This is a genomic window from Verrucomicrobium sp. BvORR034 (assembly GCF_000739635.1).
Lineage (GTDB): Bacteria > Verrucomicrobiota > Verrucomicrobiia > Verrucomicrobiales > Verrucomicrobiaceae > Verrucomicrobium.
In genome coordinates this window covers 35,135-48,837 of sequence record NZ_BATQ01000178.1, presented here as the reverse complement: position 1 = coordinate 48,837, position 13,703 = coordinate 35,135, and the positions used below count along the sequence as shown (strand labels likewise).

The window sequence follows — 13,703 nt, the reverse complement described above, 5'->3', positions numbered from 1 at the left end:
AATGCAGACCGCGTCCCAGCGCTGGTGGAGCAGCTGGCTGCGCCCAAGGTCCGTCTGCGGGATGAGGCGCAGCAAGCGCTGGCCCAGATGCTGGAAGCGGAACCACAGCTGCGTGCGGCCATGGAGACGCATCCCAGTGAGGAGGCGCGATTGCGGCTCAAGCGGATCCTCAAAGGTTTTCATGACGGACTCTGGACCACCGAGGCCCAGCAGGCCGAGGTTACCACCGGTCCCGAGCGGGGACCCATGCGGGCCACGTCGGACGGAGCCCACCTCGCCAGCTTGCACAGCCGGGGCATCGACCTTGTGGAGACCGAAGACCTGACCACGGTGCGCACGCTGGGCCGCTCGACCACGGGCACGCTCACCCTGCGCATGCTCGCCTGGTCCAAGGATGGACGAAGAATCGCTTTCTCCAACCAGTCCGGTGCCGTGATGGTGGAGGACGAGAATGGCCAGCGCGTCTTGACGGTGCCTGTGGAAATCAGAAAAACAACCGTCAACCCCGACGGCGTGCCTCGTGAAGTCACGCAGAATGCCCCGCCTGTCGCTGCAGAGTTTCTTCCTGGAACCCATGACCTGCTGGTGTTTTCAAACGCTGGTCTCACCGTCCATGCGAGCGGCGGTGCCAGTCCTCGGAAGATGTCGGTGGCCCAGATCTTCCCTGAGATCACCCGGAATATCCTGGCGCAGTCCATGGCCGTGTCCCGGGATGGCAAGGCCGTAGGGGTGGCCTTTGAGGTGCCCGGCCCGGAGGAGGATCTGGTGGCCATGATTTCGCTGCCCACTTTCAGCGTCTCCTGGGTCTCCCAGATTTCCGTCACCCCCCGCTGGATTGCCGTGAACCACGACGGCTCTGAAGCCCTCGTGGCCATGCGGGAACGCGGCGTGGTCCGCTGCGCTGCGGATGCCCCTCAGGCCATCACCATCAGCCGCTCCATCGACGACCTCACCTCTGTGGCCTACGCTCTTGATTACAAGAGCGCCTTTATCACCTCGGCACGCGCGAACGCCCCGGTGCGCCAACTGGCCCTGCCGGATGGCACAGAGATCTGGACGGCGCCACCGTCTCCGATGGGCTGTTACCACCTGACGCTGCTTGGGCCGGACCGCTTCGCGACCAAGACCTTCGACAACCGCATCCTGATCTGGAAGAAACGTGTTTCACCCTCTGCCCGCTGACATGCCCAGTATCCGCCTGATCCTCTGCAGCATGATCTGCCTTCTGGCAGCTCCAAAGGGTTCTGCCCAGGAGCCGGCTGCCCGGCCCTCCATCAACGCGGCCGTGCCCAAAGTCTGGATCTTCAACGGGACACCGGGAGACGACAGACACCACGAGTTCTATGAAACCAATCTGGAGTCGTTGCGACGCTCCCTGACGGGGCGCTTCGGGGTGCCGGCAGGGAACATCACCGTCTTGTACGGCCCCAAGAATGCTGGCTACGACGGCCCCTGCACCCGGGAGGCCCTGCTGGATGAGCTGGCGAAGGTGGTGGCGCACACCAAGACCGCCGGAGCCGGACCCGCATGGATCATCTTGCAAGGACATGCCAACCCCGTCACGGGCGGGGCCATGTTCAACCTGCCGGGGCCGGATGTGAGCTTCCGTGAAATGGGGGATGCCCTGAAGGAGTGTGCCGCGCAGGTGCCCCTGGTGGTGCTGGGCACCACCACGGTCAGTGCGGATCTGGTCCGGCGGATCTCGGGCCCCGGCCGCTATGTCATCACTGCCACCACCGCCGGGGACAAAGAGAGCGAGACGGAGTTTCCTAAAGCCCTGGCCCAAGTGCTCGCCGCTCCGACCAGCGATGCCAACCAGGACGGGGTGCTCAGCCTGTCGGAACTCTATCTCGCCACCAATGAGGCCGTGCTCGCTCTCTACAAACAGGGCGGCTACATCGTGCAGGAGCATGCCCAGCTCGATGGCAACGGCGATGGCAAGGCCACGCAACGCCCGGCGGAGGAGGATGCGGAGCCGGCATCCCGCATCGGCCTCGCTATCGGAGGCGGTAATTCTAAGTTCGAATAACACGACCCCTTACTTCCCCTGAATCATGTCCACTCCAGCCACTTCCAACGATCCCGCTGCCCGACTGTTTGCCGCCCGCGAGGCGCTGCGCAGTGAAATGAAAAAATGTGTGGTGGGCCAGGAGGAGACCGCCGAGCTCCTGCTGCTCACGCTGCTCTGTCGGGGCCATGCGCTCCTGCTCGGGGTGCCAGGTGTGGGCAAGACGCTCATGAGCGCAGCTCTGGCCAAGGCGTTGCATCTGGAGTTCCACCGTGTGCAGTTCACGCCAGATCTCATGCCGGGCGACATCACCGGCACCGAGGTGCTGGAGGAGGACCCCTCCACCGGTCGCTACCAACGCATCGTCATGCCGGGACCTCTCTTCGCCAACGTGTTGCTCGCGGATGAGATCAACCGCACTCCACCCAAAACCCAGGCTGCCCTGCTCCAGGCGATGCAGGAGGGGCAGGTGACCATTGGTCGTGAAACCTACACCCTGCCAAGTCCTTTCCTCGTACTCGCCACGCAGAACCCGATCGAGATGGAAGGCACCTATCCGCTGCCGGAGGCGCAGCTCGACCGCTTCTTCTTCTGCATTCGGGTGAACTACCCGGATCAGGAAGATGAGCTGGCCATCGCCATGAACGCCCCGGGCAGCGCGCTTGCGGCGGTGAATGCCGTATTGGATGCAGAGGCCCTGAAAGCCCTGCAGGAGAGCGTGCAAGCGGTCCCCATCTCTACTGACGTGGGACGTTATGCGGTTCGGCTTGCCTCAGCGACGCGGCCACAAACCAGCAATGTACCGGGCGTCACGGAATTCATCGAATGCGGTGCCAGTCCCCGTGCCTCCCAGGCGCTGGTGCTCGCGGGCAAGGCGCGGGCCCTGCTCAATGGGCGGGCCCACGTGGACTTTGCAGACATCCGGGCACTTGCACCGGCTGTGCTTCGCCACCGTCTGGTCCTGAACTTCCGCGCCCGCGCTGAGAAGGTGGATGCGGACGCGATTGTCGCAAAGCTGCTGCAACAGGTGTCTCAGGAGAAAGCATGAACGCGGTCGCGGCATCAATGACGGTGGAAGATCCGGAGGTCTTCCTCGCGATGGAAGATCTGGATCTGGTGGGCCGGGGCCTGGCGGATGCGGTGTGGCACGGGCAGCACCAGAGCCTCATGCGCGGACCCGGGGTGGAGTTTCACAGCCATCGGCCCTATCAGCCGGGCGATGACCTGCGTCGCGTGAACTGGTCCCTCCTGGCGCGGCAACGGCGGCTTTATGTGCGCGAGAGCCGTGCTGAATCAAGGCGCCCTGTCTATCTGGTGTTGGACAGCAGTGCCTCCATGTCCATCCAGCATGGGCCCAGCTCGAAGCACCAGTATGGCAAGCGGGCCCTCGCGGGAGCGGCGCATCTTGCCCGCAGACAGGGCGATGCTCCGGCGTTGCATCTGACCCATGCGACAAGCCTGCCACCGCGCAGCAGCAGGGACCATGTTTCTGGCATTTGTGCAGCCCTCAGCGGCTGTGTTGCCGAGGGGGCAGGGGACATGGCGACGGCGCTGCTTGAGATGCGACCCTTTTGCCGTCAGCGGGGATTCATCTTGTTCATCTCCGACTTCATGGAACAGGAAGAGGCGGTCTTTGCCGAACTCGCCGCCTTCCGAGCCCAGGGTCATGATGTCTTTGCCCTCCAGGTGCTCGATCCCGTCGAGGTCTCCCTGCCGGAGGGCGGGGACTATGATTTCATTGAACCCGAAACCGGCGGTCATCTTCGCACCGCCGCGGAACCCATCCGTGTGGCCTACGCCCAACGCGTGGCCGAGTGGAGGGAAGGATTGCGCCGGCTGGCAGGGGCACAGGATGTTCGTTGGTACAGCACGACGACGGAGCAGTCTCTGGTGGCGACGTTGAGGGGATGGTTGGGGTGAGGAGGGGGGATTGGTAAGAGGTAAATGGTAAGAGGTGAGTGGCAGATCAAGTCACCGAACAGCCGATGCTTCCGTGTCGTTCAGTGGAAGCTCTTCCTCGAAGAGGATGCGGCCAAAAGCCCAACGTTGGCGAGCTTCGCGCGAGCCTACGTTGGGTATGGGGTATCGGTCTTTTACTCCGAAGGTGTTGGGGCGGTCTGATTGTCTGTCGCATTCAAGGTTCCCTGGCAGGCGTTAGTTTCCCTGTCTATGACGTTGCGGTTGTTCAAAGGATCAAGGAGCTAGGGCATCCACTGGAACGGATGGTGCCGGCGCCGTGTGTAGCCGAATGTCAGTAGAGATGGCGTCACCGAAGACGTTTCAATTAGTGCCTCCTCACGTCGACAACTACAACCGGCCTTGCACTCCTTCAGCAGAAGGGAACGTGCTGGAGCTGATGGGGCTGAGGCACGCGGACGGCTTCGCGCCGCGTTGCGTGCAGTGCACTTACCTTTCCCTTTTTACCGCTTGCCGATCCCCCACCTACCGACCTCAGTCATCCAGATGCACAATCCCCCGTTTCACGGCTTCAATGGCCGCTTGAGTGCGGTCGGCGACATTTAGCTTGTCCAGGGTGTTTGAAATATGCAGTTTCACCGTCGCTTCGGACATGTGCAGCTTCGCTGCGATTTCCTTGTTGCTGTACCCCGCCACAATGTGGCGCAGCACCTGGAGCTCACGCGGCGTGAGCGCATTTCTCGCCTGTCGGGCGGCAAGCTTCGCCGCCACGTTTGGGGAGAAGTATTGTTCCCCGGCAAAAATTCTCCGCACCACCTCCAGCAGTTCCTCCACCTCGGCGGACTTCGAGACATAGCCTGACGCGCCCGCTTGGACGGCCCGCCAGATGTCTTCTTCGCCTTCGAATACGGTCAGCAGGACGACGCGAGCATCGGGGAACTCCAACCGCAGCTGTTTTGTGATCTCCGCTCCATCCTGCCCTGGCATCTTGAAATCCATAGTTACCACATCGGGCTGATGCTCACGGTAGAGCTGGATTGCCTGGGTACCGTTGCTGGCTTCACCCACCAGGGTCATGTCACGTTCGCCAGAGATGGCCTCGGTCAGGCCCAGGCGCATCATCGCGTGATCATCGACAACCAGAACGCGGATTTTTCTTTTCATGAGTGGGGAGTGGAACCGTTGGAGCGTTTGGCGACTTCAGAAGGCACCACCACGTGAATGCGGGTGCCCTTGCCGGGTTCAGAATGCGTCTGGATCGTGCCTTGCAGCTTGTTGACGCGTTCGCGAATGCCCAGCATGCCAAAGTGACCCCGCGGCGCAGGGGCGTTGGTATCAAAGCCGCAGCCATCATCCTCAATCTCCAGGGATACGGTTTCAGGAGTAAACTGTATCTTCACCTGAATGAGACGGGGAGAGGCATGGCGTGCCGCATTGGCCACGGCTTCATGAGCGATGCGCAGCAGGTGAATTTCCGAAGGCCCGGCCAGATGGTAAGGTTCTCCCTTCACCTCCAGGGAGAAGTGCGCCCCCGCCTCGGTGGCCAGGGGGGTGAGCATCTCCTCCAGTGCTCCATGCAGACCGCGCAGCTCCAGGGCGGTGCTTCGCAGATCGCGGATGGAGGTGCGTGCCTCTTCGCGGCAGTGCCGTAGCATCTGCTCTGCCAGGCCCAGCGATTGACTGGCCTGTTCCGGGGCTGTGGCGATGCGTTGCCGTGCATTGCGAAGCTGGATGGAAAGTCCGGCCAGCTCCTGCTCAATGGTATCGTGCAGTTCTCGCGCAATGCGCTCGCGTTCATCCTTCACGGCAGAGCGTTCGATCTGGGTGCCGATGATGCGCGTCTGCTCCGTCACCCGCTGGCGCAGCAAGGCCGCCCAGCCCAGGAAAACCAGCGACGCCGCACCCAGAATGCCCAGGGCCCAGAGCGTGCGCCGTAGCGTCCACCAGGGCGGGTGCTGGATGATGGCTGCATCGTTCCCGCCACGAAGATGCAGACGGAAGCCGTCCACGCTCTCGCTGAAGGGAAGGGGGCGTGTGGTCGTCAGTTCACAGATGCCCGTGAGCCGCAGCCGTGTATCCGGTGCATACCGGGGATACGGATCACTGCGGGGCGGGAGTGTTGCTTCAAAGAACCAATCTCCCGTGCGGCATTGCAGCGTGCTTTCATGGTTGGGTCCGTCCCGCTGCGCCTGCACCGTTGCATCCACGGTGACCAGCTCTGCCTGCTGGGTGCCGAGCTGCCGGTCATTCAGGTTCAGCACCTGAGGTTGAGGCGGGATCGCGATGCTCAGTGGCGTGACCCTGGTGGCGCGCAACACTGGACGGAACGGGGCCACTGCGGCAAAACCTTCCGCCTCCACCCGGGTGCCCAGTACGATGCCCTTTGCCGCCGTATGGACAAAGATGCTCCCGCCATCCCCCCGCATGTAGAGGCCGTCATCCGTGGTGTGCGTCACCACGCCGCGCACCCTCACCCGCGTGCTCGAGTTGGAGTCGCTGCGCAGCAGTTCATTCACCGGGCTCAGCCGGGGTTCTCCCTCTGGAGCAGGAGCCTCAGAGGGGACGATCTGATCAAAACTGGGCACAAAGAAATGCCGTCCGGCAAGCTGCCGCTGGCTGTTGAAGACACTGCCCACCACGCCGCGGATGGTCACGGGCCGCTGCATCAGCTGGGAGGCTTTTTGCACGGCATCTTCACCCGTGGGGACGAGGAGTCGCACGGTCCAACCTGAAATTTCCGCGGTGATGACCAGCGAGTTGTCATGCCACAACACGCCGGTCATCACCGCTGCCACCTCCACCCATTGACAATCCAACGAGGGCGAAAAGAGTTCTGCAGCATCGATGCGTTTTGGCGGTGGCGGCGCACCATCGCCCAGATGGGTGATGTGGCGGCATTCGATGATGGGCAGGAATCCGCCGGGCTGAGTCACCCCCTCAATGCGGATGCGGCTGCCCAGTTTGAGTTCGGTGCCCATTCCTTCTGGCACAGCCACATAGATGCCCTCGCGGCCATCGTTGGCGATCAAGTTGGACTGGCGTGAGTTGCGAAAAGTCACGGTGGCATCCACCAACACCGGCAGTCGCTTCGCGGCCTGTTCAGCCGTCAGCGCACGAATGCTGATGATGGAGGTGAGAGGCGGTTCCGCCCCGTGCGCAATCTGCCCGCTCCAAGGCACGACCAGCAGCATGGCCAGCCAGACGAACAGAGTGCGAGATACAGTTGCAGAGACAGATGCGATCATTCCAGTGACATGCCACGAGCGGGAGTCCGCCATACGACGAGCGGCTTCATGACGCACCAGTCTTTCAGAATATTTCATGTGCGTCATCATATCTGCATAACTCATGCAAAATAATTAGCCATCTGGCTAGGTAGGCAGCAGCGGGGTGTGGATGTCATACTGCGAGCATGAAGTCCACAGTGACATTCCATGAAGTAAAACGTTGCGCCATGCGACTGCCCTTCCGGCCAGGCGTCTCCCGTCGTGCCCGTTTGGGTTTCTCGTTGGTCGAGGTGACGCTTGCGCTGGGCATCGTCTCGTTTTCCATGGTCACCATCTTCGGCCTGTTGCCGGTGGGGCTGGATGTTTCGCGTCAGGCCATCGACACCACCGTGTGCAGTCAGATCACTCAGCAGATGATCCATGCGGCGCAACAGACGGACTTCTCCCGCCTGACCCAGTTGCAGTCCGACTCCGCTTCCGAGCCCTGGTGCTTTGATGATCAAGGGGGGCGCTCCGCGAATCCCGCCTTCACCCGGTACAAGGCGGCCTATCAGGTAGCCCCATCGGCTGCCCTCCCCACCGGAGGCGGTGCCTCACGGCTGGCGCTGGTGACGGTGAGCGTCGTTGGCACTCAGGGGCCGCGGACCAGCAAGGAGGCGGACATCCTCAAGAACCCGGATGCGAGGAGAGTTTCTTTCCTCGTACCCGACAACGGCCGGTAGTTGCACCTCCACCCAATTTTTAGCACCCAAGCCATGCCCCATCGACGTTCCATCCGGGCCTTCACGCTTGTCGAGCTCATGCTCGCCGTGGTGGTGCTTGCCCTGGTGGTGGCGGTGGTTGCCCAGATGACGCAGCAGACCAGCCAGGTCTGGAAGAGTTCCATGGGGCGCATTCAGTCCTTTCAGGAGGCGCGGGGAGCGTTCGAGTCCATGACGCGCACCCTCAGCCAGGCCACGCTGAACACCTACTACGACTACTACGACAGCGCCAACCGTCCGCGCACCGTACTGACGGCGGCCGATCGGGCGGCGTTTGTGCCCCAGGTGTACGACCGCCTCTCGGACCTGCACTTCATCTCCGGACAGGCGCGCACCTTGCTGGCCGCCAGCCCGCAGGCGGTGCCCACCCAGACGCAGGCCGTCTTTTTCCAGGCCCCGCTGGGGCACTCGGCAGCCCACGAGTCCCTGCGCGCCTCTCTCAATGCCTGTGGTTATTTCCTAAAGTTTGGCAGTGATGAGGCCTCAGTGCCTGAGCCGGTGCGGGAAGCGGCCGGCTACAGGCCGCGCTATCGCTACCGCCTCATGGAGATGACCCAGCGCACGGAGCGGCTGGGCGTCTATCAAACTGGGACGGGAAAACCCCAGGACTGGTTCGTGAACCATGCAGAGGCCACGGGCCGGGTGCTGGCGGAAAATGTGATTGCCCTGGTGCTGCTGCCCAAGCTGTCTCCGCGTGAAGATTCCCCCACAGGCAAGGGAGACGGAGTTTCCCTGGCACCGCAGTACAACTACAACTCGCGTGTGCCCCGCAGCGCCACCGATGATGCTGCCTGGGCCGGAGCAGATCCGTCGTTTCCCGGTGACACCTTCACCACCCATCCGCCTGCACCCGCCCCAGGGCTGCCCCCTCAATCGGTGAATGCCTCCCGTCATCATCAACTGCCGCCCTTGATGCGTGTGGTCATGGTGGTGCTGGATGAAGCCTCTGCCACCCGGCTCCAGGGTGACAGCATAACTTCTCCTGCGGTGCTCGACTTCTCCGGCGCGGGCCTGTTCCGCAATGCCGCCGCGCTGGAGGCCGACCTCCGTGCGGTGGAGGACATCTGCAATGCCGAGCCCGGCAACCTCACGAAAAACACCACGCGCCTCACCTACCGGATCTTCTCCACGGAGATCATGATGCGTGAGGCCAAATGGAGTGCGAACTGATATGAAATTGAGATCTTCCACGCGTCGGCGATTATCCCGGCGTGGTCTGGCCCTGGTGGTGGTGCTGCCGCTCATTGCCCTGCTGACCATTCTAGTAGTCACCTTTCTGGCCAGCGTCTCCACGGAGTATCAATCCGCCAAGAGCCAGGAGTACTCGTCGGATGCCCGTATGCTCGCAGACTCCGCTGCCAGCATGGTAGTGACCCAGGTCCAGAATGCCACCAGCGCACCTTCTCTCGCCTGGGCCTCCCAGCCGGGGATGATCCGCACGTTTGACGCCACGGGCAACGCCACCGCTGCCTACAAGCTCTATTCCTCCAGTCAGATGCGAGTGGGGGGAGCCTTCGATCCTGTCTCCAAGCTGGCCGAAGAGGTTCCCGCGGACTGGGCTGCTTCCACGAACACTCCGCTCTACACGGATCTCAATGCTCCTGTGTGGGTGGGGCGGGGGAGCACAGCCGTGGCCCACTACCCCGTCATTCATCCCGGGGCGGTCGCGCGGGATCACGGTGCGACGGAGGCCCTCGTGGGCACGGTGGCCCCGGTGGAGGGTTGTTACCTCGATTCCACCATTCCTTCTGGAGCCGCCATCGTGGCCACCAGCACTTCCCAGACCAATCCCCTGCCCATGCCGGTGCGCTGGCTCTACGTGTTGAAGGACGGCCGTATGGCAGTGATGGATGCCACGTCACGCAAGGTGACCGGTGCCGGGGATCCGCTGCCGGATGGGACGCTGAATCACATCGTGGGCCGCATCGCTTTCTGGACGGACGATGAGAGCTGCAAGATCAACCTCAACACCGCCTCTGAGGGCACCTTCTGGGATCGTCCCTGGACGGTATCGGTAACAGGCAGCGCAGGCACCTCCGATGGTTACGAGCGGCAGTTGGCCCTGCGCATGCCGGCGCAGAACGAATTTCAGCGCTATCCCGGGCACCCCGCCATGACCTGCCTGAGCACGGTGTTTCCGCCGCTCACTGAGGAGTCGCTGGAGACCTACAATGCGAGGATCTACAGCTACATCCCCCGCGTGGTGAATGGCGGCAGCCGCAGTGGTACGGCTTCAGTGACCGGCAGCACGCTGCCACTGGTGACGGATGCCGACCGCCTCTACGCCTCGGTGGACGAGCTCATGTTCAGCACGGTGGGGGTGCCGCGACAGGAGAACAGCCGCGGTGCCTTCATCCCCTTTGCAGAGCAGGACATCGAGCGCACCCGATTCCTTCTCACCACCACCAGCCGGGCACCGGAGGTGAATCTCTTCAACAAACCACGGATCACGCTTTGGCCGCTCCAGGCTAACACGACGGACGTGAACAAGCCGCATGAGGCGGTGAACCGCAACGCGCAGGACAAGCTGATCGCCTTCTGCTCCACGCTGGGCAACAAGAGCGCCACGCCGAAGCCTTACTACTTCCAGCGCTACAACACCTTCACCACCTCGGCCCAGCTTGCCCAAGCCAGCAGTCAGAGCCCCATCATGGATTGGGATGAAGTGCCACGGAATCAAGAGCTCTACGCCTACTTGCAGGCCATGACGCAAGCGCAGATCCCCGGACTGGGCGGCAGCCTGCAGGGCAAGTATCCTGCTACGAGGGACCAGATTCTGACGGAGATGTTCGACTTCGTCCGCAGCCATGTGAACACCTTCAGCACGGCGGGAAACCCAGCGTACTACTACGCCCCCTTTAACCCCAACCGCCTCATTCCAGCGCAGTCGCAGATTGTGCCGTTGGTTCTGCCCAACGGCACCCGGGGCTTTGGAAGATTTCCCACGGTCACGGAGGCTGCGCTGGTTTTCTATGCCTCCAGTGACACGGATCCCACCCAGATGCGGGCGGTGTTGATCCTGGAACCCTTCAATCCGGCGCCGGGGCCGCCGGTGTGGTCGTCCCACGTGCGCTACACCGTGAAGGGGATGGACGCCTTCATGGCTGGTACCACGCCCATGGTCTTCCCCAGTCTGGCGGGGAATCTGGTGACCGGCCTCGATGGTCAGTCCAATGCCACTGCCCTGACCGGGCTGGAGCAGGCCACCCAGTACTACAGTGCCTCCGGCGCCTTCACCAACGCCAAGGTCCTGGGCCAGGGGGACGAGGAAACAAACTACACGTTCTGCTCCGCGGACTTCAAGGTGAATGCCACCAAGTTCGACTTCAACGGTGGCACCATCACCATTGAGATCGCCGCAGCCTCCTCGCCCAATGTTCCGGTGCAGACGCTGAAGCTGAAGTTTCCTGCGGTGACCGGCCTTCCCCGTCCGACCATGAGCACGGCGGCCTACGTCAACTTTGACAATCGCATTGCCCGCTACGCGAACCCCGCTGTGAAGAACGGTCGCTTCGGCATCCTGGAAGACGGCAAACACAATCCGCTCCCCCTGATCACCAACACCGACACGGTTCGCAGTGTGGAAGCCCGCTACGGCGGCCCGGCCAAAGGGGACCTACGGGTCTATGCTTCTCTGCGGGAAGTCCCGGAGGACTACTTCGAAGGTCATGGGGAACGAGACACCGCTTTGGGTGGCAAACCTTATGATGCTCCCGGGGTCACGGCGGAGACCAATCTTGTGCACAGCCTGCGTATCGACGCCCAGACCGGGCCGGGAGACACGAGCAATCAGAATGGATTCTATGCTGGCAGCGGGGGCTCGGGGGACGTGCGCGGCAAACTTCTCCCCAACGCTCCTTATCTGGACCCCAACCGCGGGGACAACAAGCGCAACAGCACCGCGCCGGTCGCTCCACGCGGGCTCAATGGCGCGTACATGGCCGATGGCGTGACTCTTGGTGACTGGGACACGGGTATTGGTGGCACGGCAGACGGCCCCTACATCAACATTGCGGACCAGGCGAGTGCCAACAAGTCCCAGTCCTCCTCCGGACTCTACTATGCCAAGGGGGGCTATGTGAATGGAGCAGGGGTGGTGGAGAGCGGAGCATCCTTCTCACCCAACCGACAGATTGCCTCCGCGGTGGCCTTCGGTTCCCTGCCCACGGGCATTGATCCGGCCCGGCCTGCCGATGCCAAACCCTGGCAGACTCTGTTGTTCTGCCGCAATCCCCTGGGTGGCGACACCCATCCTGGGTTCGGGAAACAACAGGGTGTAACCGGTCCTCCCGCCGGCCCGCCGTACGACACCCCGCCAGATCACGCTTTTCTAGACCTCTTCACCATGCCCATCGTGGAGCCCTACGCCATCAGCGACCCCTTCTCCACGGCAGGAAAAGTAAACATGAACTACCAGATGGTCCCCTTTGCCTACGTCACCCGGGCCACGGCGGTCAGGGCAGTGCTGAAATCCACCAGCATCATGGCCATTCCTGCCAGTGATGCTGGTAAATACAAATACAACACCGCCGCTGCACCCACGCCGGACTATCGTTATGCCTTGAACCTCGATGAAAGGGAGGGAACCCTGGCGGGATTCGAGAGGCGCTTCGCCGCAGGCGACATCTTCCGGTCCGCCTCGGAGATCTGCGACATCTATCTGGTGCCTGGGAAGAGCGTGAACCCGGCCCAGCCCGCTGCGAGTGTGAAGTATGCGGACATGGCGACGTGGTGGAAGGACTATCAGCTCACCGGGGACAATGTGCGTGAGCAGCCCTATGGCCACATCTATCCACGGCTCACCACCAAGTCGAATGTCTTCACCGTGCATGTGAAAGCGCAGGCACTGAAGACCTTGCGGAGAACCACAGCCGGCGAGTTTGTGGACGGTCGGGATCTCGTGACCAGTGAGTTTCGGGGTGCCTTCATTGTTGAGCGTTACCTGGAGCCCAATGCCGACTCCCTGGTGAAGGCTGATGGCAAGACCTCCACAGATGAGCTGGATCCTGAAGGCATGGTCGGGCCTTATAAGTTCCGTGTTCGCAGCGTCACCCGATTTGCTCCATGAATCGAGTCCATCATCAACTCAAGCCCCACAGGCGTTGCGCCGCTTTCACCCTGGTGGAGTTGCTCTTTGTCTGCGTGATCGTGGCCGTCCTCCTGGCCGTGGCGGCACCGCTGGGGATGTCCGTGCTGCGAGCATCCAGCCTGAATCGCGCGACGACCATGATCATGGATGAACTGAACGCGGCCCGGCAGCTTGCCATGACGCGCAACTGCGAGGTGGAGGTGCGCTTCTACAAGATTGCAGCGGATACCTCCACACAGGATCTCCAGTTCCGTGCCTTTCGCACTTTCGTCATGGAGCCGGGTGCCGCCGGCCAGGGCAGACCACAGGGGGATGTGCGGTATCTGCCGGAGTCGATCATCATTGCCGCTGATGGAGAGAGTTCCACCTTGTTCGACTACGGCAATCCCAACCGATCCGGACTTTTTCTCACCAAGGAAACGCTGCCGGGCCAAACGACTGAATCAGATGGCCTGGGATTTGTCTTCCGCCCCAGTGGTGGCACCAACCTCGGCCCGATCGATCCGCCCGAGGGCAACTGGTTCATGACCTTTTTCTCGCAGCATGAACCGTTAAATCCTGAAACCGGCATCCCCTATAACTTTGGCACCGTGCAGGTGGATCCCGTCACCGGTCGTGCCCGTGTGTTCCGTCCGTGAGCATGACATCAAGGTTTAGCCGATTGGCTAGGTAGTCAGTTCGCCTGCCGGAAGGTAATTTTA

Annotated in this window: 10 protein-coding genes; 8 read left to right on the top strand and 2 right to left on the bottom strand. The window is 62.2% G+C overall.

The window, feature by feature from the left end:
* The 4 genes from BV034_RS31560 to BV034_RS31545 all read left to right on the top strand — a co-directional run.
* Positions 1 to 1,182: hypothetical protein (locus BV034_RS31560; protein ID WP_265593685.1), on the top strand; the 1,182-nt coding region annotated here is incomplete at its 5' end.
* Between the two features lies 1 nt (position 1,183).
* The gene (locus BV034_RS31555) at positions 1,184 to 2,029 is read left to right on the top strand and encodes a hypothetical protein (RefSeq protein WP_050030921.1); all 846 of its coding nucleotides are present in this window, start codon (positions 1,184 to 1,186) and stop codon (positions 2,027 to 2,029) included.
* A 25-nt stretch (positions 2,030 to 2,054) separates the two neighbouring features.
* Positions 2,055 to 3,056: a MoxR family ATPase gene (locus BV034_RS31550; protein WP_009965518.1), complete on the top strand. Its 1,002-nt coding sequence runs from the start codon at positions 2,055 to 2,057 to the stop codon at positions 3,054 to 3,056.
* On the top strand, positions 3,053 to 3,928 hold the full coding sequence (locus tag BV034_RS31545; RefSeq protein ID WP_081888273.1) for a DUF58 domain-containing protein: 876 nt from the start codon (positions 3,053 to 3,055) through the stop codon (positions 3,926 to 3,928). Before BV034_RS31550 ends, BV034_RS31545 begins: the two co-directional genes overlap by 4 nt.
* A 531-nt stretch (positions 3,929 to 4,459) precedes the next feature.
* On the opposite strand, the gene BV034_RS31540 is transcribed toward BV034_RS31545, so the two are convergent.
* Both BV034_RS31540 and BV034_RS31535 read right to left on the bottom strand, forming a co-directional pair.
* Positions 4,460 to 5,089, bottom strand: coding sequence for a response regulator transcription factor (locus tag BV034_RS31540; RefSeq protein WP_050030919.1), 630 nt, complete (start codon positions 5,087 to 5,089; stop codon positions 4,460 to 4,462).
* Positions 5,086 to 7,248, bottom strand: a complete 2,163-nt coding sequence (locus BV034_RS31535) for a sensor histidine kinase (RefSeq protein WP_265593684.1) — start codon at positions 7,246 to 7,248, stop codon at positions 5,086 to 5,088. The genes BV034_RS31540 and BV034_RS31535 overlap by 4 nt, the downstream gene beginning before the upstream one ends.
* A 131-nt stretch (positions 7,249 to 7,379) precedes the next feature.
* On the opposite strand from BV034_RS31535, the gene vccB reads away from it, so the two are divergent.
* From vccB to vccD, 4 genes are read left to right on the top strand one after another with little or no spacing between them, the layout of a single operon-like run.
* A complete protein-coding gene (gene vccB / locus BV034_RS31530; RefSeq protein ID WP_265593683.1) occupies positions 7,380 to 7,874 on the top strand; it encodes a Verru_Chthon cassette protein B in 495 nt (164 codons plus the stop codon).
* A 33-nt stretch (positions 7,875 to 7,907) separates the two neighbouring features.
* Positions 7,908 to 9,083: a prepilin-type N-terminal cleavage/methylation domain-containing protein gene (locus BV034_RS31525; RefSeq protein ID WP_050030918.1), complete on the top strand. Its 1,176-nt coding sequence runs from the start codon at positions 7,908 to 7,910 to the stop codon at positions 9,081 to 9,083.
* Position 9,084: 1 nt separating this feature from the next.
* Positions 9,085 to 12,981 carry a Verru_Chthon cassette protein A gene (vccA, locus tag BV034_RS31520; protein WP_265593682.1) on the top strand — a complete coding sequence of 1,299 codons (3,897 nt, stop codon included), beginning with the start codon at positions 9,085 to 9,087 and terminating at the stop codon, positions 12,979 to 12,981.
* The gene (gene vccD / locus BV034_RS31515; RefSeq protein WP_050030917.1) at positions 12,978 to 13,640 is read left to right on the top strand and encodes a Verru_Chthon cassette protein D; all 663 of its coding nucleotides are present in this window, start codon (positions 12,978 to 12,980) and stop codon (positions 13,638 to 13,640) included. Before vccA ends, vccD begins: the two co-directional genes overlap by 4 nt.
* The last annotated feature ends 63 nt before the right edge of the window (positions 13,641 to 13,703 follow it).